At 75.0% G+C, this 19,747-nt stretch carries 18 protein-coding genes; 9 read left to right on the top strand and 9 right to left on the bottom strand.

Annotation, left to right across the window (positions count from 1 at the left end; translation table 11 throughout):
* Nucleotides 1–2: 2 nt before the first annotated feature.
* Nucleotides 3–461 (bottom strand): hypothetical protein, encoded by a 459-nt coding sequence (locus tag E4A51_RS02790; RefSeq protein WP_070320774.1) that lies wholly within the window; start codon nt 459–461, stop codon nt 3–5.
* The gene (locus E4A51_RS02785; RefSeq protein WP_046528583.1) at nt 458–817 is read right to left on the bottom strand and encodes a hypothetical protein; all 360 of its coding nucleotides are present in this window, start codon (nt 815–817) and stop codon (nt 458–460) included. Before E4A51_RS02785 ends, E4A51_RS02790 begins: the two co-directional genes overlap by 4 nt.
* A 145-nt stretch (nt 818–962) precedes the next feature.
* Here E4A51_RS02785 and E4A51_RS02780 point away from each other — a divergent pair, with 145 nt between their 5' ends.
* The gene (locus tag E4A51_RS02780) at nt 963–2,444 is read left to right on the top strand and encodes a leucyl aminopeptidase (RefSeq protein WP_046530602.1); all 1,482 of its coding nucleotides are present in this window, start codon (nt 963–965) and stop codon (nt 2,442–2,444) included.
* 46 nt (nt 2,445–2,490) lie between these two features.
* Here the strand turns inward: E4A51_RS02780 and E4A51_RS02775 are convergent, their stop codons facing one another.
* Nucleotides 2,491–2,838 (bottom strand): hypothetical protein, encoded by a 348-nt coding sequence (locus E4A51_RS02775; protein WP_046528584.1) that lies wholly within the window; start codon nt 2,836–2,838, stop codon nt 2,491–2,493.
* A gap of 198 nt (nt 2,839–3,036) precedes the next feature.
* Between E4A51_RS02775 and lpdA the strand changes: the two genes are divergently transcribed.
* The 3 genes from lpdA (at nt 3,037) to E4A51_RS02760 (ending at nt 7,298) form a co-directional block, all read left to right on the top strand.
* Nucleotides 3,037–4,419 carry a dihydrolipoyl dehydrogenase gene (gene lpdA / locus E4A51_RS02770; RefSeq protein WP_070320775.1) on the top strand — a complete coding sequence of 461 codons (1,383 nt, stop codon included), beginning with the start codon at nt 3,037–3,039 and terminating at the stop codon, nt 4,417–4,419.
* Nucleotides 4,420–4,446: 27 nt separating this feature from the next.
* On the top strand, nt 4,447–6,243 hold the full coding sequence (gene sucB / locus E4A51_RS02765) for a 2-oxoglutarate dehydrogenase, E2 component, dihydrolipoamide succinyltransferase (RefSeq protein ID WP_134850800.1): 1,797 nt from the start codon (nt 4,447–4,449) through the stop codon (nt 6,241–6,243).
* Between the two features lie 137 nt (nt 6,244–6,380).
* Nucleotides 6,381–7,298 carry a TIGR01777 family oxidoreductase gene (locus tag E4A51_RS02760; protein ID WP_134850799.1) on the top strand — a complete coding sequence of 306 codons (918 nt, stop codon included), beginning with the start codon at nt 6,381–6,383 and terminating at the stop codon, nt 7,296–7,298.
* Here E4A51_RS02760 and E4A51_RS02755 read toward each other — a convergent pair.
* The 3 genes from E4A51_RS02755 to E4A51_RS02745 all read right to left on the bottom strand — a co-directional run bounded on the left by E4A51_RS02755 (nt 7,270) and on the right by E4A51_RS02745 (nt 12,123).
* Nucleotides 7,270–8,673 carry a hypothetical protein gene (locus E4A51_RS02755; RefSeq protein ID WP_167748801.1) on the bottom strand — a complete coding sequence of 468 codons (1,404 nt, stop codon included), beginning with the start codon at nt 8,671–8,673 and terminating at the stop codon, nt 7,270–7,272. The two genes, E4A51_RS02760 and E4A51_RS02755, sit on opposite strands and share 29 nt — an antisense overlap.
* A gap of 80 nt (nt 8,674–8,753) precedes the next feature.
* Nucleotides 8,754–9,800, bottom strand: a complete 1,047-nt coding sequence (locus E4A51_RS02750; RefSeq protein WP_134850797.1) for a Gfo/Idh/MocA family oxidoreductase — start codon at nt 9,798–9,800, stop codon at nt 8,754–8,756.
* Between the two features lie 10 nt (nt 9,801–9,810).
* The gene (locus E4A51_RS02745) at nt 9,811–12,123 is read right to left on the bottom strand and encodes an MMPL family transporter (RefSeq protein ID WP_240696349.1); all 2,313 of its coding nucleotides are present in this window, start codon (nt 12,121–12,123) and stop codon (nt 9,811–9,813) included.
* Nucleotides 12,124–12,171: 48 nt separating this feature from the next.
* On the opposite strand from E4A51_RS02745, the gene E4A51_RS02740 reads away from it, so the two are divergent.
* Both E4A51_RS02740 and lipB read left to right on the top strand, forming a co-directional pair.
* Nucleotides 12,172–12,669 (top strand): MarR family winged helix-turn-helix transcriptional regulator, encoded by a 498-nt coding sequence (locus tag E4A51_RS02740; protein WP_134850795.1) that lies wholly within the window; start codon nt 12,172–12,174, stop codon nt 12,667–12,669.
* Between the two features lie 5 nt (nt 12,670–12,674).
* Complete coding sequence (gene lipB / locus E4A51_RS02735; protein WP_134850794.1) at nt 12,675–13,358, top strand: lipoyl(octanoyl) transferase LipB; 684 nt, start codon at nt 12,675–12,677, stop codon at nt 13,356–13,358.
* Nucleotides 13,359–13,382: 24 nt separating this feature from the next.
* Here lipB and E4A51_RS02730 read toward each other — a convergent pair whose 3' ends face one another.
* Nucleotides 13,383–13,886, bottom strand: coding sequence for a flavodoxin domain-containing protein (locus tag E4A51_RS02730; protein WP_070318638.1), 504 nt, complete (start codon nt 13,884–13,886; stop codon nt 13,383–13,385).
* Nucleotides 13,887–14,051: 165 nt separating this feature from the next.
* On the opposite strand from E4A51_RS02730, the gene lipA reads away from it, so the two are divergent.
* Together lipA and E4A51_RS02720 are read left to right on the top strand one after the other, a co-directional pair.
* A complete protein-coding gene (lipA, locus tag E4A51_RS02725) occupies nt 14,052–15,065 on the top strand; it encodes a lipoyl synthase (RefSeq protein ID WP_070318639.1) in 1,014 nt (337 codons plus the stop codon).
* A 29-nt stretch (nt 15,066–15,094) separates the two neighbouring features.
* Nucleotides 15,095–15,820 (top strand): DUF4191 domain-containing protein, encoded by a 726-nt coding sequence (locus E4A51_RS02720; protein ID WP_070318640.1) that lies wholly within the window; start codon nt 15,095–15,097, stop codon nt 15,818–15,820.
* 18 nt (nt 15,821–15,838) lie between these two features.
* Here E4A51_RS02720 and E4A51_RS02715 read toward each other — a convergent pair whose 3' ends face one another.
* On the bottom strand, nt 15,839–16,333 hold the full coding sequence (locus tag E4A51_RS02715) for an RDD family protein (RefSeq protein WP_046528593.1): 495 nt from the start codon (nt 16,331–16,333) through the stop codon (nt 15,839–15,841).
* Nucleotides 16,334–16,510: 177 nt separating this feature from the next.
* Here E4A51_RS02715 and glnA point away from each other — a divergent pair, with 177 nt between their 5' ends.
* Nucleotides 16,511–17,935, top strand: a complete 1,425-nt coding sequence (gene glnA / locus E4A51_RS02710) for a type I glutamate--ammonia ligase (RefSeq protein WP_046528594.1) — start codon at nt 16,511–16,513, stop codon at nt 17,933–17,935.
* Between the two features lie 110 nt (nt 17,936–18,045).
* Here the strand turns inward: glnA and E4A51_RS02705 are convergent, their stop codons facing one another.
* Nucleotides 18,046–19,650 carry a methyl-accepting chemotaxis protein gene (locus E4A51_RS02705; protein WP_134850793.1) on the bottom strand — a complete coding sequence of 535 codons (1,605 nt, stop codon included), beginning with the start codon at nt 19,648–19,650 and terminating at the stop codon, nt 18,046–18,048.
* Nucleotides 19,651–19,747: the final 97 nt, after the last annotated feature.

Genomic DNA, 19,747 nt, shown 5'->3' with positions numbered 1-19,747 from the left:
GGTCACCCTACGGCGGGCGGCCCGGCGGACGCCGGGACGTCCGTGCGGCCCGTGCGGCCCGTGCGGCGCAGCCACCACAGCCCGACGAACGGCAGCACGAGCGGCACGTACCCGTACCCGGCGCCGAAGCGCGACCAGACGGTCTCGTCGGGGAAGTCGCCGACGTCGACGATCGACAGCAGCCCCACGACCAGCACGCCGACGAGCTCGAACGCGACGGTCGCCCACGCGAGCCGGCGGCGGTCGGCCGCGAGCGCGAGCGTCGCGACGACGTAGACGACGCCCGCGACGAGCGACAGCACGTACGCCACCGGTGCCTCGTCGAGCTTGGTGGTCACCTGGTAGAGGCCGCGCGCGGTCGCGGCGAGCGCGAGCACGCCGTACACGGCGACGAGCAGCCGGCCGGCGCCGGACCCCGTGGGGCGGTGCGCCGGTGCGGCGGGTGCGGGCGGTCGGGTCATGCGGTCCCCCAGATCTGCAGCAGCCGGAGCTCGAGGAAGGCGACGGTGAGCGCGGCGACGAGCAGCACGACCGAGCTCCAGCGGGTGCGCTCGGCGAACGCCCACGCGGCCGCGACGGGCAGGATCACGAGCTGGGTGACGACGTAGCCCCACAGCAGCACGCCGTCGACGTCCTGCGAGCCGGTGGCCTGGACGACCCCGAGCACGACCGCCTGGAGCACGAGGACGCCCTCGACCACGGCGGCGCCCCAGAGCTGGCGCAGGACGACCGCGCGGTCGGCGACGACGAACCACGTCGCCCAGCCGGCCAGCGCGAGGCAGAGCACCGCCACGACGACGGCGAGGGGGATCACCACGGGGCGACAACCTACCGGGCGGGGACCCGCCCGGCCCCGTGACGTCCGTCGCCGCGGCGTGGTGACGGCCGGGTCGCGCGCCTCGGCGACGCACGGTCGCCGCCGGTCCCCCGGCGGGCCCGCGCGGCGCGGCTACCATCGACGCGTGATCTCGCTGACCTCCACCGACCCCGCCCGGCTCGACGTCGAGGCGGTCGTCGTCGCCGTCCGCCCGCAGGGCACGTCCGTCATCCCCGTCGACGCCGACTGGCTGCCCGCGGAGCTCGCGCGGCAGATCACGCAGGACGGGACGCGCCTGGGCGTCACCGGTGCGGCCGACGAGGTGCGCCGGCTGCCGGGGACGGGGCTGACGGCCGCGACGCTCGTGCTCACCGGCCTGGGCGACGCGACCGTGGACGCCGCGACCCCCGAGGGCGCCGAGGCGCTGCGCCGCGCGGCCGGAGCCGCGACCCGTGAGCTCGCGGGTCTCGCGTCGGTGGCGCTCGCGCTGCCGACGCCCGACGCCGCCGCGGTCGGGGCAGTCGCCGAGGGTGCGCTGCTGGGCGCGTACGGCTTCGCCCGCTACCACGAGCAGGACGCGCCGGTCGCGCGCGTCGAGGTCGTCACGCCCCGCGTGCGGGACAAGGCCGCCAAGGCCGCGCTCGCGCGCGCCGAGGTGCTCGCCGCCGCAGTCCACGCGACGCGCGACCTCGTGAACACGGCACCCAACGACCTGTACCCCGCGGCGTTCGCCGACGCCGCCAAGGCCGCCGTCAAGGCATCCGGCGCCAAGGGCCTCAAGGTCACGGTGCTCGACGAGAAGGCGCTCCTCGCGGGCGGGTACGGCGGGATCATGGGCGTCGGCCAGGGCTCGGCGCGCCCGCCGCGCCTGGTGAAGGTCGCCTACGCGCCGTCGCGCGCGACGGGCCACGTCGCGCTCGTCGGCAAGGGCATCACGTTCGACTCGGGCGGCATCTCGATCAAGCCGGCGGCCGGCATGGAGGCCATGAAGTCCGACATGGCGGGTGCGGCAGCCGTGCTGCACACGGTCGTCGCGGCCGCGCAGCTCGGGCTCCCCGTGGCCGTCACCGGCTGGCTGTGCCTGGCCGAGAACATGCCGTCGGGCACCGCGCAGCGCCCGTCGGACGTCATCACGATCCGCGGCGGCAAGACGGTCGAGGTGCTCAACACCGACGCCGAGGGCCGGCTCGTCATGGCCGACGGCCTGGTCGCGGCCGTCGAGGAGAAGCCCGACCTGGTCGTCGACATCGCGACCCTCACCGGCGCGCAGATGGTCGCGCTGGGCCACCGCGTCTCGGCGGTCATGGGCACCGACGCGGCGCGCGCCGAGCTGGTCGACGCGGCGCACGGCGCGGGCGAGCAGTTCTGGCCGATGCCGCTGCCGGCGGACCTGCGCGCGGGCCTGAAGTCGAAGGTCGCGGACCTGGCGAACATCGGCGACCGGTTCGGCGGCATGCTGACCGCCGGCATCTTCCTGCAGGAGTTCGTCGGGTCGACGCCGTGGGCGCACCTCGACGTGGCCGGGCCCGCGTTCAACGAGCGGTCGGCGTTCGGCTACACGCCCGTCGGCGGCACGGGTGTCGGCGTCCGGACGCTGCTGCGGCTGCTGGAGCAGCGCGCGTCCTGACGGACGTCGCCGCAGACCCGCGTCGGCGGCGCGGCGGCCGGGCGCGTCAGGCGCGCTCGGCCGCGCGACGCCGGCGCTCGACGCGCTGGCGCGCGTTCCAGTCCCGCACGCGCTGCGGGTAGCCCGTGCGCTGCACGTCGTACACGGGGATCTGCAGCTCGCGCGCGAGCGCGGCCGCGGCCCGGTCGTCGGGGACCTTGCGTCGCGTCCACTCGCCGTCGGTCGCGACGAGCATGAGCGTCGTGGGCGTGACGTTGGTGCGCGGCTCGACGTACGCCTCGACACCGACGCGCGTGGTCACGAAGTCCCGCAGGTAGGCGAGCGTCTCGGCGCGCGCCTCGCGTCCCGCGGGCGCGTCCGTGGGCTGAGGTCGACGACGGGAGAACAGACCCATCCCGCGAGCGTACCGACGAGACCTGGACGTCCGCTGGACGTCCGCGGGGCCCCGGAGCGGCGCGGCACACGCCTCGCGCAGGACATGGGACGACTGTCGCGGGACTCACACCGCCGGACGTGCTAGTCGGTTCGTCGCGACGGGGACGGGATGACAAGATGGGGCGGCAGCCCATCCCGACCTGCGAGGAGTGCGCACGTGGCCGACAACGGCACCGCTTTCGACATCGTCGTCCTGGGCGGAGGTAGCGGCGGCTACGCGGCCGCGCTGCGCGCCGCCGAGCTCGGCAAGACCGTGGCCCTCGTCGAGGCCGACAAGGTGGGCGGCACGTGCCTCCACCGCGGGTGCATCCCGACCAAGGCCCTGCTGCACGCGGCCGAGCTCGCCGACAACGCCCGCGAGGGTGCGCACTTCGGCGTGCACACGACGCTCGAGCGCGTCGACATGGGCGGCGTGAACCAGTACAAGGACAACGTGATCGGCCGCCTCTACAAGGGGCTCCAGGGGCTCATCAAGTCCCGCAAGATCGAGGTCGTCGAGGGCTGGGGCAAGCTCACCGGCCCGCACACGGTCCAGGTCGGCGACCGCACGCTCACGGGTGAGCACATCGTGCTCGGCACCGGGTCGTACGCCCGCTCGCTGCCCGGGCTGGAGATCGGCGGCCGGGTCATCACGTCCGACCAGGCGCTCACGCTCGACTGGATCCCGCGCTCGGCGATCATCCTCGGCGGCGGCGTCATCGGCTCCGAGTTCGCGAGCGTCTGGAAGTCGTTCGGCACGGACGTCACGATCGTCGAGGCGCTCCCCCACCTCGTGCCCAACGAGGACGAGGCGATCTCCAAGGCCTTCGAGCGCGCGTTCCGCAAGCGCGGCATCGGCTTCAACCTGGGCGTCCGGTTCCAGGGCGTCACGCAGGACGACAACGGCGTGCACGTCACGCTCGAGGACGGCAAGACGTTCGACGCCGACGTCCTGCTCGTCGCGGTCGGCCGCGGCCCCAGCACGTCGGGCCTGGGCTACGAGGAGCAGGGCCTCACGCTCGACCGCGGCTTCGTCATCACGAACGAGCGCCTGCACACGGGCGTCGCCAACATCTACGCCGTCGGCGACATCGTCCCCGGCCTGCAGCTCGCGCACCGCGGGTTCCAGCAGGGCATCTTCGTCGCCGAGGAGATCGCGGGCCTCAACCCCCCGACGATCGACGAGTCCGGCATCCCGCGCGTGACGTACTCCGACCCCGAGGTCGGGTCGGTCGGCGTCACGGAGAAGCGCGCCAAGGAGCTGTACGGCGACGAGAACGTCGAGGTCCTCGAGTACAACCTCGGCGGCAACGGCAAGAGCCAGATCCTCGCGACGCAGGGCTTCATCAAGCTCGTCCGCAAGAAGGACGGGCCGGTCGTCGGCGTGCACATGATCGGTGCGCGCGTCGGCGAGCTCATCGGCGAGGGCCAGCTCATCGTCAACTGGGAGGCGTACCCCGAGGACGTGGCCCAGCTGGTCCACGCCCACCCCACGCAGAACGAGGCGCTCGGCGAGGCCTTCCTGGCGCTCGCCGGCAAGCCGCTGCACGCCCACAACTGACCTGGATCGAAGGAGACACGAGCGGTCATGTCCGAGAACGTGCAGCTTCCCGCGCTCGGTGAGTCGGTCACCGAGGGCACCGTCACCCGTTGGCTCAAGCAGGTCGGCGACCGTGTCGAGGTCGACGAGCCCCTGCTCGAGATCTCGACCGACAAGGTCGACACCGAGATCCCCTCGCCCGTCGCGGGCGTGCTCGAGAAGATCCTCGTCGAGGAGGACGAGACGGTCGAGGTCGGCGCGACCCTGGCCGTGATCGGCTCGGGCGAGGGCGGCGACTCCGCCGGGGACGCCCCCGAGCAGGAGCCCGCGCAGGCCGAGGCGCCCGCGCAGCAGGCGCCCGCCGAGGAGCCGGCGGCCGAGCAGTCGGCCCAGCAGGCCCCCGAGCAGCACGAGGACGCCCCGGCCCCGGCCGAGGCCTCGGCGCCGTCGGGCGACGGCCAGGAGGTGACGCTGCCCGCGCTGGGCGAGTCCGTCACCGAGGGCACCGTCACGCGCTGGCTCAAGGCCGTGGGCGACCAGGTCGAGGTCGACGAGCCGCTGCTCGAGATCTCGACCGACAAGGTCGACACCGAGATCCCCTCGCCCGTCGCGGGCACGCTCCAGGAGATCAAGGTCGGCGAGGACGAGACCGTCGAGGTCGGCGCCGTGCTGGCGATCGTCGGCTCGGGTGCCGCGGCGCCCGCCGCGCAGGCCCCGGCCGCGCCCGAGAAGCCCGCCGAGAAGCCCGCCGCGCAGCAGGAGCCCGCACCGCAGGCCTCCTCGCAGCCCGCCGGGTACGAGGCACCCGCGCCCGAGACCGAGTCGGCGCAGTCCGCCGGCACGACGCCGGCCGCGCAGGAGGCCGCCCGGCAGCAGCCGACGGCTCCGGCGGCGCCCGCCGCGCCGGCCGCCGCCGGGTCGTACCTCACGCCGCTGGTCCGCAAGCTCGCGGCCGAGAAGGGCGTCGACGTCAGCACGCTGACCGGCACCGGCGTGGGCGGGCGCATCCGCAAGGAGGACGTGCTCGAGGCCGCCGCCAAGGCCGAGGAGGCCCGCAAGGCCGCCGAGGCGCCGCCCGCCGCCGCCCCCGCGGCGTCGAAGCCGGCGGCACCCCCGGCCGTGTCGCCGCTGCGCGGCACGACCGAGAAGGCGAGCCGGCTGCGTCAGATCATCGCCGAGCGCATGGTCGAGGCCCTGCACACGCAGGCGCAGCTCACCACCGTGGTCGAGGTCGACGTCACGAAGATCGCGAAGCTCCGGGCGCGCGCCAAGGACGACTTCAAGGCGCGCGAGGGCGTCAACCTCACGTTCCTGCCGTTCTTCGTCCAGGCCGCCGTCGAGGCCCTCAAGACGTACCCGAAGATCAACGGGGTGCTCGAGGACAAGACGATCACGTACCACGGCCAGGAGAACGTCGGCATCGCGGTCGACACCGAGCGCGGCCTGCTCGTGCCGGTCATCCGCGACGCGGGCGACCTCAACCTCGCCGGCATCGCCCGCAAGATCAACGACCTCGCGGGTCGCACCCGGTCCAACAAGGTCACGCCGGACGAGCTGTCGGGTGCGACCTTCACGGTCACCAACACCGGCTCGGGCGGCGCGATCATCGACACGCCGATCGTCCCCGGCGGCACGTCGGCGATCCTCGGCACGGGCACGATCGTCAAGCGCCCCGTGGTCGTCAAGGGCCCCGACGGCGAGGAGGTCATCGCCATCCGGTCGATGTGCTACCTGTGCCTGTCGTACGACCACCGGCTGGTCGACGGCGCGGACGCGTCGCGCTACCTCATGGCGGTCAAGAACCGCCTCGAGGAGGGCGCGTTCGAGTCCGAGGTCGGTCTCTGACACGACGCACCACCCGCGAGGGCCGTCCACCGTCGGGTGGACGGCCCTCGCCGCGTCCGGGACCCCGCAGGCGCTCGCCCGCCCGGCCGCTCCACGGTCGCCGCGCCGCACGCCCCGCGCGTCACTAGGGTGGCGGCATGCGCGTGCTGGTCGCCGGGTCGTCCGGCCTCGTGGGGACGGCCCTGGTCCGCCATCTGACGGAGGCCGGGCACGACGTCGTGCGGCTCGTGCGGCGAGCGCCGCGCGGACCCGCCGAGGCCGGCTGGGATCCGGACGCCGGACGCGTCGACGTCGCCGCGGTGCGCGCCGCGGACGCCGTGGTCGACCTCGCGGGCGTCAACGTCGCCTCGCGGCCCCTCACGGCGGCACGCAAGCGCGCCGTCGTGGACTCGCGCGTGCGGACCGCCGGGCTGCTGTCGCGCACGCTCGCCGGGCTCGCGGGCGACGACGCGACGCCGGCACCCCGCGTGCTGCTGCAGGCCTCGGGCATCGGCGCGTACGGCGACCGCGGCGACACGGTGCTTACCGAGACCGAGCCGCTCGGCGACACGTTCTTCGCGGGCGTCGTCCGCCGCTGGGAGGCCGCGACGGCCCCCGCGCAGGACACCGACGTGCGCGTCGCGCTGCTGCGCACCGGCATCGTCCTGAGCCCGCACGGTGGCGCGGCCGCACCGCTGCTGCTCCCCCTGCGCGCGGGTGTCGCGACACGGCTGGGCTCGGGGCGGCAGTTCTGGAGCTGGATCAGCCTGCTGGACGAGGTGCGCGCGATCGAGCACCTGCTCACCGCCGACGTGCACGGACCGGCGAACCTCGTGGCCTCGGCGGACCGGCACGCGGAGCTGCTCGCTGCGCTGCGCCGTGCCTGGGGTGCGCACCTCACCGTCCCGGTGCCCGCTGCGGCGCTCCGGCTCGCGCTGCGGGACTTCTCCTCCGAGGTGCTCGGCTCGGTGCGCGCGGACCCGGCAGCCCTGCGCGCGAGCGGCTTCGTGGCCCGGCACACGACGCCGCACGACGTCGCCCGCTGGCTCAGGACGGCGCGCCGCCCGGCCCCCTGACGTCGAGCACGCGCCACCGGCCGTCCGCCCACCGGAGCACCAGCTCCACGGTGCGCGACGGGACGGCGGGCACGTCGGCGCGCTCGCCCCGGGGCGTCACGCGCACGTGCGGGCCGAGGCCGGACGTCACGTCGACGGTCGCGTCCCCGTCGGGCGTGCGTCCCGTGGCGGCGACGGCCGCCACGTCGGCGACCAGTCCCTCGCTGCGGGCGCCCGCGAGCGCCGCGACGACCGCGGCGTCCGCGGCGGCCGCCGGCGAGCCGGGCACGGACAGGTCGGCGAGCGCGGCCGCGTCGGCCGCCGCGAGCGCGTCGGCCCGCAGCCGCGTCAGCGCGGCGGCCGCGGCCGCGGGGTCCTCGGGGTCCCGCACAGCCTCGACGCCGCGGTCGTCCTTCGCCGTCGTGGCGCGGGTGCCGTCGGCGACGCCCGACGACCGCGGCGGGACCGTGGCGGCGGCGGGGGCGGCGTCGTCACCCGTGACGGCGTGCACGCCCCAGGCGCCGCCGCCCAGCAGCGCCACGACCACCGCCACGACCGCGCCGACCGTTCCCGGGCGACGCCGGCGCACCGGTCGGGCGCGCCGCGACCGCCGCGCGGGCACCGGGCCCCCCGCGGCCTCGCGCGGCGCGGACGTGCGGCCGTGCGCGAGCGCGACCTGCGCACCGGCGAGCACGTCCGGGTCGGGCACGAGGACGGGCTCGGCGTCCGCGCACGCGAAGGCGGCGTCGACGACGTCGCCCGCCGCGGCGTTCGTGCGCAGCAGGCGCTCGAGCGCGTCGCGCAGCCGCAGCGTGCCGTCGAGACCCGCGGCGAGGTGCGCGTCGAGGGGCGCCATGAGCCCCAGCAGCGTCGCGAGGAGCCGGTGCACGTCACCGGTCGGGCTGCCGTCGCCGCGCAGCGCGCCGCGCAGGTCGACCAGGACGGGCATGCCGCCCGGCCGCACGACCACCCGGTCGGCGCCGACCGCCCCGTGCGCGAGGCCGGCGGCGTGCAGCGCCCCGAGCGCCTGCGCGACCGGCACCGCGAGCGTCACGACCTCGCCGTCCGCGAGCGGCGGGCGCGCCGCCCGGACGGCGGCGACGGTCGGGCCCGGCACGTGCTCGCAGACCACCGCGACGCGACCCGGTGCGAGCGGCTCGACCGCGTGGACGCGCGGGAGGTGCGGGTGGTCGAGCGCCAGGAGCGCCGCGGCGCGCGTCGCGAGGGTCGCGTCCGCGGGTGCGTCGAGGACCTGGACCTCGAGCCAGCGCTCGTCCGCGTCGTCGAGGGGCCGCGCGACCCACCAGGACCCGTCGGTGCCGACCGGGGACGCGGGCCGTGCACCGAGCGCGTGCAGCAGCCGGAGGACGTCGTCAGGGGGCGGGACCGTGGGCACGGCCGTCATCCAACACGCGGTGCCCGGCGGCGCGTGCGCGTCGTCCACAGGCCCCGGCACGGCGGCGGGCGCGCCGCGGGTCAGCCCAGGAGCTGCGGCACCCCGGTCTCGGCGGCGACGCGCGCGGCGTCGAGCACGCGCGCGGTGGCCACGGCGTCGGCGGGGTCGACGGGCACGGGGCCGTCGGCGCGCAGCCACGCCTGGATCGCGCGGTACACGTCCTCGTGTCCGCCGGGCGCGCGAGGCACGGGGGTGCGCTCGGCGCCGCGCACCAGCCAGCCCTCGTGCGCCGGCTCGTCGGGGCCGCGCTGCGCGTCGAGCGCGTCGTCGAGCACGGCGAACGGCGTCGGCTCGCCCTCGAAGCTCGTCACGAGGTACGCCCCGCGCTCCCCCAGCACACGGGTGCGCGGCCCGGGCGCGCCGACGAGCCCGCCGGCCCACAGGTGGGACACGACGTGGTGGCCGTCGGCGTCCGCCGCGTGCTCGAGCGCGAGGAACACGTCGTCGAGCGCGGGCGTCGTCAGCGCGCGCAGCTCGGCGTGCACGCGGCGCACGGGGCCGAACAGCTGCACCGCCGAGTCGACGAGGTGCGCGCCGAGGTCGAGCAGCAGGCCGCCCGCGACCGCGTCCTGCTCCTTCCAGCGCCGCTGCGGCTCGGGGCGGTACCTCTCCCAGCGCCGTTCGAACCGGTGCACGCGCCCGAGCTCGCCGGCGTCGAGCAGCGCGCGCAGCGTGAGCTGCTCGGGGTCCCAGCGACGGTTCTGGAACACCGTGAGACGACCGCCGCGCTCCTGCGCGAGCCGCACGAGCGCCGCGGCCTGCACGCGCGTGGTGGCCAGCGGCTTGTCGACCAGCACCGCGACGTCCGCGTCGAGCGCGGCGCGGACGTGCGCCGCGTGGTCGCCCGTCGGGCTCGCGACGACGACGAGGTCCAGCTCGTCGCGCAGCGCGAGGAGCGCCTCGACGTCGGGCACGACGTGCGCGCCGGGCCAGTCGGCCACGACCTGCTCGCCGCGGTGCCGCGTCACCACGGCGACGACGCGCTGGCCCGTCGCGCGGGCAAGGCGCGCGTGGATGCCGCGCCCCGCGCCGCCGTACCCGACCAGTCCGATGCGCAGCGGCTCCATGCCCGCCACTCTACGAGCGGTGCGCGGGCTCCTCGTCCGCCGCGGTCCGCGCCGTCGCCGCGTGGACGCCGTGCTCGGGACGTCGTGCGAGCGCCGACGGCCACCAGGTGCGCGCCCCGAGGTCGTGCACGAGCCCCGGCACCAGCAGGCTGCGCACGACGAACGTGTCGAGCAGCACGCCGAACGCGACGATGAACGCGAGCTGCGCCATGAACAGCAGCGGGATCACCGACAGCGCCGCGAACGTCGTGGCGAGCACGAGGCCGGCGGACGTGATGACGCCGCCCGTGACCGCGAGGCCGCGCACCACGCCGGCGCGGGTTCCGACCGCGGCGGACTCCTCCCGGACGCGCGTCATGAGGAAGATCGAGTAGTCGACGCCGAGCGCGACGAGGAACACGAACCCGTAGAGCGGGACGACGGGGTCCGCGTCGGGCAGGTCGAGCACGTGGTCGAACACGAGCGCCGAGACCCCGATCGCGGCCGCGAACGACAGCACGTTGGCCCCCATGAGCAGCAGCCCGGCGGCCACCGAGCGCAGCAGCAGCATGAGGATCAGCAGGATCACCGTGAGGACGACCGGGACGATGACCCGCAGGTCGCGCGCACCGGCGACCTGGGTGTCGAGCGTCTCGGCGGCGGGGCCGCCGACGAGCGCGTCAGGGGCGACCGTGACGACCGCGTCGCGCAGGTCGGCGACGGTGTCGACCGCCTCCTGGCTGTCGGACGGCGCCTCGGTGGCCACGTCGACGCGGACCCGGCCGTCGACGACGACGGGGTCGGCCGGGGCGGCACCGGGGCCGCCGGGGGCGGCGCCGGCGGGTGCGCCGGTGGAGCCCGTGTAGGGCGTGGCGGACGCGACGCCGTCGACGTCCTGCGCCGCGGCGACGACGGCGTCGAGCTCGTCCTGCGCGACGATCACGACCGCGGGCTGCACGGCTCCCGCGGGGAAGTGCTCGGCGAGCACCTCCTCGCCCGCGACCGAGTCGACGGGGGTGAGGAACACGTCGGTCTGGCTCGTGCCGGACGCGCGGAACGTCGGGACGAACGCGGCCGCGACCAGCAGCACGGCGGCGCTGACGAGCCACACGGGACGAGCGCGGCGCGCGACGAACCGCGCCCAGCGCGCCCACAGGCCGGTGCCTTTGGAGGGGTCGGCGGCGGCGGGCGGCACCGTGGCCGCGTGCTCGCCGTGCGTGGCGGCGGTGGTCGTCGCCGCGGCGGGCCGGGGCGCGCGGGGCCAGAACAGCGCGCGCGAACGACGACCTGCGACGAGGAGCATCGCGGGCAGGAACGTGAGCGCGGCGAGCAGGGCGGCGCCGATGCCGATCGCGGCCACGGGGCCGAGGCTGCGGTTGGACGCGAGGTCGGACAGCAGGAGGCACAGCAGCCCCGCGACGACGGTCCCCGCGCTGGCGGCGACGGGCTCGAGCGTCTGGCGCCACGCGACGCGCATCGCGTCCGCCGGGTGCTCGGCGTGCCGCAGCTCCTCGCGGTAGCGCGCGACGAGCAGGAGCGAGTAGTCGACGGCGGCGCCGACGACGAGGATCGAGAGGATGCCCTGCGCCTGGCCGTTGAGGACGAGCACGCCCGCGTCGGCGAGCTCGTAGACCACCAGCCCGGCGAGCGCGAGTGCGAACACGGCCGTGAGGATGACGACGAACGGCAGGAACGGGGACCGGTAGACGACCACGAGGATGAGCAGGACCGCGCCGAGCGCGACGAGCAGGAGCAGGCCGTCGATGCCGGCGAACGCGGTGCCGAGGTCGGAGACGAAGCCGGCGGGTCCCGTGACCCACGCGTGCAGGCCGACGTCGCCGGCGGTGGTGGGGGTCGCGCCGAGGTCGTCCACGAGCGCGGTCCGCAGGTCGCCGATGAGCAGGTTCGTGAGGGACTCGTCGTCGACGAGCTGCTCGGCGGCCTGTCCGTCGAGCGGGACGGGCACGAGGATCGCTGCGCCGTCCTGCGACGGCACCGGCACCACGGGTCCGGTGAGGTGGTCGGCCCACGTGCCGCCGTCGACGGGCAGGGTCGGCACCTGCTCGGCGAACCGCGCCACGGCCTGGAGCTGGGCGTCGGTGACGTCCGAGCCGTCCGCCGGGGCGAGCACGACGAGCGCGGGTAGGGTCTGCGTGTCGACGAAGTCACGTGCGGCCTCGGCCGCGCGGGTGGACTGCGCCGACGACGGCAGGAACGCTGCCGCGTCGTTCGTCTGGACCTGGGAGAGGCGTCCTTGGGCCATGCCGCCCACGGAACCGAGACCGAGCCAGACGACGAGCACGGCGGCGACGGCGACCGCGCGCGCCACGGGATTCCTCAGCATGCTGAGCATCATGACGCCGCGGCGACGCCTCGGCAACCTGGAGGACGAGTGAGCACGCAGCAGCCGCGGGGCCGGCCCGACCACTGGCCGGTCGGACGCCTGCTGTCGACGGCCGCCCGCCGCGTCGAGCGCGCGTGGGACGCGCACCTCGCGTCCTGGGACCTCAACCACGCGAGCCTGCCCGTCCTCGTGCACGTCTCGATGGCGCCCATGTCCCAGCGCGAGCTCGCCGACGCGTGCGGCGTCACCGAGCAGACCATGAGCCGCGTCGTCGCCCGGCTCGAGCGCACGGGCTACGTCACGCGGCGCCGCCACGACGACGACCGCCGTCGGCACGTCATCGCGATCACGCCCGACGGCGCCCGCGCGCTCGCCGCGTGCGCCGACCCGGGCCCCGCCCAGGAGACCGTGCTCGGGCACCTGGCGCCCGAGCGTCGCGCGCTGCTCGACGAGCTGCTGCGTGAGGTCGTGCGCCCCGAGGACCTCGACCCCGAGGCCGTCGCGGCCGCCGCCCGGCCGGGGACCGCCGACGAGGGCTTAGCCTGACCTCCATGCGCGTCGAACCGCTCGACCTCGGCACCCGCCTGCAGCCGTACGTGCCGACCTGGGACCTGCAGCGCGAGGTGCACGCGGCCGTCGCCGCGGGCGAGCGCGAGGACACCCTGCTGCTCGTCGAGCACGAGCCCGTGTACACCGCGGGCAAGCGCACGGCCCGCTCGGACCGCCCCGTCGACGGCACGCCCGTCGTCGACGTCGACCGCGGGGGTCGCATCACGTGGCACGGCCCCGGGCAGCTGGTCGGCTACCCGATCGTGCGGCTCGCCGAGCCCGTCGACGTCGTGGCCTACGTCCGCGCGCTCGAGGACGCGCTCATGCGCACGTGCGCCGACGTGGGCGTCGCGACGGTGCGCGTCGAGGGGCGCAGCGGCGTGTGGTTCCCGGCCGACCCCGCGGACGCCTCCCCCGCACCCCGCCGCGAGCGCAAGGTCGCCGCGATCGGCGTGCGCGTGGCCCGCGGCGTCACGATGCACGGGTTCGCGCTGAACTGCACGGCGTCGCTCGACTGGTACTCGCGCATCGTGCCGTGCGGGATCGACGACGCCGACGTCACGACCCTGAGCGCCGAGGCCGGGCGCGAGGTCACGATCGCCGAGGTCACGCCGCTCGTCGTCGCCCACCTGCGCGACGCGCTCGCGCCGCTGCTGGCCGCGGGCGCGGCGGTCGCCGCGGGCTGAGACGGCGGTTCCGACCCCGGGCCGCTACGCCTCCTGGCCCACGGTCCGCAGCTCGCGCGCGACGCCCTCCGCCCACGTGCGCACGACGTCGAGGTCCCGGAAGTCCCCCGCGTCCGCGCGCGTGAGCGCGACGAGCGCGCGCTCGGAGATGTTCAGGCCGTCGCGGTCCAGCCGGCCGGCGAACGTCGCGACGTCGCGCACCCCGACGGTCTCGGCGATCCGCGTGACGTCGTCCGGCACCGTCGCCGGCACCGGCGGGTCGCCGACGGGTCCCGACCAGAAGAGCCACACCGGGCGCTGCCGCAGCTGGCCGCCCTGCCGGTCCACGAGGTCGCGCAGGCCGAGCGCGAGCCGCCCGACGTACACCGCCGAGCCGAGCACGACCGCGTCGTACGGCTCGACGTGCTCGACCTCGTCCGGCTCGACCTCGTCGACGTCGTGCCCGGCCGACCTCAGGACCTCGGCGACCACGTCGCCCATCTCGCGCGTCGCGCCGTGCCGCGACGCGACCGTCACCAGGACGTGCACCGTGCCACCTCCTCGCCCGGTCGCTCGGCGACCACGGACCCCCCGCGGGTCGCGGACCGGTATCTGCCCAGCGTCCCTCCCGGTCGTCGCGCCCGCCCGGGACGGAGGTCCCCGTCACACCCGGACGACGGGCCGGGCGCCGACCGCGCGGGTTACTCTGGCCGCGTGACGATCGCACCCGAGGGACGCCGCATGCTCCGGGTGGAGGCCCGCAACGCCGCCACGCCGATCGAGAAGAAGCCCGAGTGGATCCGCACGCGCGCGACCACCGGCCCCGAGTACAGCGAGCTCAAGGGCCTCGTGCGCCGCGAGGGCCTGCACACGGTCTGCGAGGAGGCGGGCTGCCCCAACATCTTCGAGTGCTGGGAGGACCGCGAGGCGACGTTCCTCATCGGCGGCGACCAGTGCACGCGCCGGTGCGACTTCTGCCAGATCGACACCGGCAAGCCGGCCGACTTCGACGCCGACGAGCCGCGGCGCGTCGCCGAGTCGGTGCAGGCCATGGGGCTGAAGTACTCGACCGTCACGGGCGTCGCGCGCGACGACCTGGCCGACGGCGGTGCGTGGCTCTACGCCGAGACCGTGCGGCAGATCCACGCGCTCAACCCGGGGACCGGCGTCGAGCTGCTGATCCCCGACTTCAACGCGGTGCCTGAGCTGCTCGACGTCGTCAACGAGTCGCGCCCCGAGGTGCTCGCGCACAACCTCGAGACCGTGCCGCGCATCTTCAAGCAGATCCGCCCAGGCTTCCGCTACGAGCGGTCGCTGTCGGTCATCACGCGCGCCCGCGAGGCCGGGCTCGTGACCAAGTCGAATCTCATCCTCGGCATGGGCGAGACGACGCAGGAGGCCGCGGACGCGCTGCGCGACCTGCACGAGGCCGGCTGCGACCTCGTCACCATCACGCAGTACCTGCGCCCCTCGGTGCGCCACCACCCCGTCGACCGCTGGGTGCGGCCCGAGGAGTTCGTCGAGCTGTCGGCCGAGGCCGAGCGCCTCGGCTTCCTCGGCGTCATGTCCGGGCCGCTCGTGCGCTCGTCGTACCGCGCCGGACGGCTCTGGGGCCAGGCGATGCGCCGCCGCGGGCTGCCGATCCCTGACGCGCTCGCGCACCTCGGCGAGCCGACGACGTCGCGCCAGGAGGCGTCGTCGCTGCTGGCCCGCGCGACCGTCGGCTGACCGGCCGCACCCCGGTAGACTCCCGACCCATGGCACGCGAGCGCTCCACGTCCCCCGACGCCCCCGCCAAGGGCGGCAAGGTCAAGAAGACCCGGTGGTACCACCAGGTCTGGCAGGCGTACCAGGTCACGCGGCAGACCGACCCGGCGGTGACGTGGATCATCCTCGCCGTCTTCGCCGGGGTGCTCGCGCTCGGCGTGCTCATCGGGGCCCTGACGGGCCACGTCGTGTACCTGCTGGTCATCAGCGTGCCGTTCGCGCTGCTGGGAGCGATGTTCGTGCTCGCGCGCCGCGCCGAGACCGCCGCCTACGCGCGGATCGACGGGCAGCCGGGCGCGTCGATGGCCGCGCTCAGCACGCTGCGTCGCGGCTGGACGTTCACGCAGGAGCCCGTCGCGGCCGACCCCCGCACGCAGGACCTCGTGTTCCGCGGCGTCGGACGCCCGGGCGTCGTGCTGATCGGCGAGGGCCCCGCGCACCGCATCGGCCGGCTGCTCGAGTCGGAGCGCAAGCGCACGGCGCGCGTCGTCTCGGGCGCGCCGATCCACCTGATCCAGGTCGGTGACGGCGAGGGCCAGGTGCCGCTGCGCAAGCTCCCCCGCACGGTCACGAAGCTCAAGGGCAACCTCACCAAGGCCGAGGTCGGCGAGGTGCTGCGCCGCGTGACGTCGCTCGGCGCGGTCAAGCTCCCGGTGCCCAAGGGCATCGACCCGATGCGTGCGCGCCCCGACCGCAAGGGCATGCGCGGCCGCTGACGTGCGAGGCGTCCGCCGTCAGCGACGGACGAGCACCGTGCCGGCGGCACGGTCGTGCAGGCCGCGCCCGTCGCCGTCCCAGACGACCGCGGGGATCACGAGGCACACGAGCAGCGTCCGCACGGCCGCGGCGACGATCCCGGGCGGGCCGTCGACGGGCGCCGGCGGCGTGCGCAGCGACGTCTGCGCGAGCCTGCGGACCTGCAGCCCGAGCAGCCGGTGCCCGAGCGTGTGGCCGAGCGTCGCGACGAGCACGAGGTTCTCGACCGCGAACACCGCGAGCGTCGCGAGCTCGTGCCCGCGGAACAGGAAGAGCCCGTCGTCCCGCACGGGCAGCAGCACGGCCGACACCGCGAGGCACGCGACCCAGTCGATCGCGAGCGCCACCAGGCGCCGGCCGGGCCGCGCCAACGAGCCGCTGCCCGACGCGGGGAGCCCGAGCCTGCTGCCGCGGTCCCCGTCGGAGCCGGGTCCGCCCTCGAGCCACGAGCCCACCGAGTCACGCGTCGCCATGCCACCAGCGTACGTGCGCCCTGCACGTCGCCCGCCCGGTGCACGGGACGCGAGATCGTTACACGGGGGCCCAGCGCGTAACCTGCCGGAAACAACGGGGCCACGGCGGGGAAACCCCCCGCTCCTAGCCTCGTCAGCGCCCGGGTCGACCGGGCACCACCGACCGAGGAGCAGCGGATGTTCACGAAGCCAGAGGAAGTCCTGGCGTTCATCAAGAGCGAGGACGTCAAGTTCGTCGACGTGCGGTTCTGCGACCTGCCGGGTGTGATGCAGCACTTCAACGTGCCGGCCGCCTCGCTCGACGCGGACTTCTTCACGGACGGCCAGATGTTCGACGGCTCGTCGATCCGCGGCTTCCAGGCCATCCACGAGTCCGACATGAAGCTCGTGCCCGACGTCACGACCGCATACGTCGACCCCTTCCGCGTCGAGAAGACGCTGAACATCAACTTCCACATCGTCGACCCGTACACCGACGAGCCCTACAGCCGCGACCCCCGCCAGGTCGCCGCGAAGGCCGAGGCGTACCTCAAGTCGACCGGCATCGCGGACACCGCGTTCTTCGCGCCCGAGGCCGAGTTCTACATCTTCGACGACATCCGCTTCGAGACGAAGCAGAACGCGTCGTACTACTACATCGACTCGATCGAGGCCGCGTGGAACACGGGCCGCGAGGAGGAGGGTGGCAACCTGGGGCACAAGACGCCCTACAAGGGGGGCTACTTCCCCGTCCCGCCGGTCGACCACTTCGCCGACCTGCGCGACCAGATCTCGCTGCAGCTCGACGCCCTCGGCCTGCAGGTCGAGCGCGCGCACCACGAGGTCGGCACCGCCGGCCAGGCGGAGATCAACTACCGCTTCGACACGCTGTCCAAGTCGGCCGACAAGGTGCAGCTGTTCAAGTACGTCGTGAAGAACGTCGCTCACGAGAACGGCCGCACGGCGACCTTCATGCCGAAGCCGCTGTTCGGCGACAACGGCTCGGGCATGCACGTGCACCAGTCCCTGTGGAAGGACGGCGAGCCGCTGTTCTTCGACGAGAAGGGCTACGGCGGCCTGTCGGACATCGCCCGCTGGTACATCGGCGGCCTGCTCAAGCACGCGCCGTCGCTGCTCGCGTTCACCAACCCCACGGTGAACTCGTACCACCGCCTGGTGCCGGGCTTCGAGGCGCCGGTCAACCTGGTCTACTCGGCCCGCAACCGCTCGGCGTGCATCCGCATCCCCGTCACGGGCTCGAACCCCAAGGCCAAGCGCGTCGAGTTCCGCGTGCCGGACCCGTCGTCGAACCCGTACCTCGCATTCGCGGCCATGCTCATGGCCGGCCTGGACGGCATCCAGAACCGCATCGAGCCGCCGGAGCCGGTCGACAAGGACCTCTACGAGCTGCCCCCCGAGGAGCACGCGCTCATCCAGCAGGTCCCGGGCTCGCTCGCCGAGGTGCTCGACAACCTCGAGGCCGACCACGACTGGCTGACCGCCGGCAACGTGTTCACGCCGGACCTCATCCGCACGTGGATCGACTACAAGCGCTCGGCCGAGGTCGACCCGATCCGGCTGCGCCCGCACCCGCACGAGTTCGAGCTGTACTACGACGTCTGATCGTCAGGTGTCACGGCTGCTCCCGTGAGCGCCTGACCTGCAGGAAAGCACCCCCGTCGCCCTCGAGGCGACGGGGGTGCTCCGCTGTGCGCACCCGGTCCCGGTGGCGCTCAGTACCGGAAGTGCGACACCCGGGCGCGCAGGTCCTCCGACGTGCGGGCCATCTCGCCGATCGCGGCACCCATCTGGTTGAGGGTCTCCGACGACGAGCTCGCGGCGGTGGCGACGCCCGTGATGTTCGAGGCGATCTCCCCCGACCCCGCGGCCGCCTCGCCGACCGACCGCGACATCTCGGTGGTCGTGGCGGTCTGCTCCTCGACCGCCGACGCGATCGTCAGCTGGTAGTCGTTGATCGACGCGATGATCTCGGCGATCTCGCCGATCGCACCGACGGCGCCGGACGTGTCGGTCTGGATGGCCTCGACGCGCCGCACGATGTCCTCGGTGGCCTTCGCCGTCTCCTGCGCGAGCTCCTTGACCTCACCGGCCACGACCGCGAAGCCCTTGCCGGCCTCGCCCGCGCGGGCCGCCTCGATGGTCGCGTTGAGCGCCAGCAGGTTCGTCTGCTCCGCGATCGACGTGATCACCTTGACGACGTTGCCGATCTCCTGCGACGACGTCCCCAGGCGCGAGACCTGCTCGTTGGTCGCCGCCGCGGCGTCGGTGGCCTGGCTCGCGACCTTGGCGGCCTGCGACGCGTTCTGCGCGATCTCGCGGATCGAGGCACCCATCTGCTCGGCGCCCGCCGCGACCGACTGCACGTTGCGCGACACCTGCTCGGCCGCGGCCGCCACGACGCCCGCCTGAGCCGACGTCTCGTCCGATCCCGCGACGACCTGGGTCGACGCGGCGGCGAGCTCCTCGGCCGCCGACGCGACGGTGTGCGCGGACTCCGCGACGCCGGACACGACCTCGCGCAGGCTCGTCTGCGCGAGGTCCAGCGAGCGCGCCATGTCACCGAGCTCGTCGGTGCTGCGCACGTGCGCCGTGTGCGTGAGGTCGCCGTCCGCCATGGCCTCGAGCGCCGTGCGCACCTCCCCGGCGTCCAGGGCGAGCCGCCGCGCGACCCGCAGACCGACCACCACGACGACGGTCAGGCCGAGCAGCAGCACGCCCACCACGGTCGCCAGCGTGCGGTTGACGTTGGCGCCCGACGCGGTCGCGTCCGCGTCGGCGGCCGCAGCGACGGCCGCGTTCTCGGCGGCGATCGCGTCCGCACCGATCGTCGTCTGCGGCAGGATCGCCGCCCGGTAGAACGCCGCGGCCCCCGCGACGTCCCCGCCGTCGGCCATCGGGAACAGCTCGTCCTTCGCGAGGCCGACCATCTCGGTCCAGGCGCCCTCGAACGCCGCGAACGCGTCGGCGTCGGCGGCCTGGTCCTCGTACGCCGCGAGCTGCTCGGCGATCGTCGCGACGTAGCCGTCGAGCTGGTCGCGCAGGTCGCCGCGGACCTGCTCGGAGGCCGCCGGGTACTCGACCATGCGGGCCCGTCCGGCCTGGAACGCGCGCGCGAGGTCGCTGACCTGGCTCAGCTGGGCGACGTTCGCGCTGGTCCGCTCGACGTCGGCGCGCAGCTGCGTCAGACCCAGCGCGGCGGACACCACGACGACGACGCCGACGAGGCCCGCGGCCGCGAGCAGTCCGAGGACCTTCCCCGCGATGGACAGACGCCGACCGCGGCGACGGGTGTGCGGGGCGACGGAAGGGTACGACATGGGTCTCCTGACGGTGGGCCGCGACGGCGCGCGACAGCGACCGCACACGGAGGGGGTTCACCTCTCCATCGGTTGCCCCGGGCGAAGGGTGAGCGCT

Source organism: Cellulomonas sp. HD19AZ1 (assembly GCF_004535805.1).
Classification (GTDB): domain Bacteria; phylum Actinomycetota; class Actinomycetes; order Actinomycetales; family Cellulomonadaceae; genus Cellulomonas; species Cellulomonas iranensis.
Note: the sequence above shows the minus strand (reverse complement) of the source record. Positions and strands in the feature narration are given on the sequence as shown.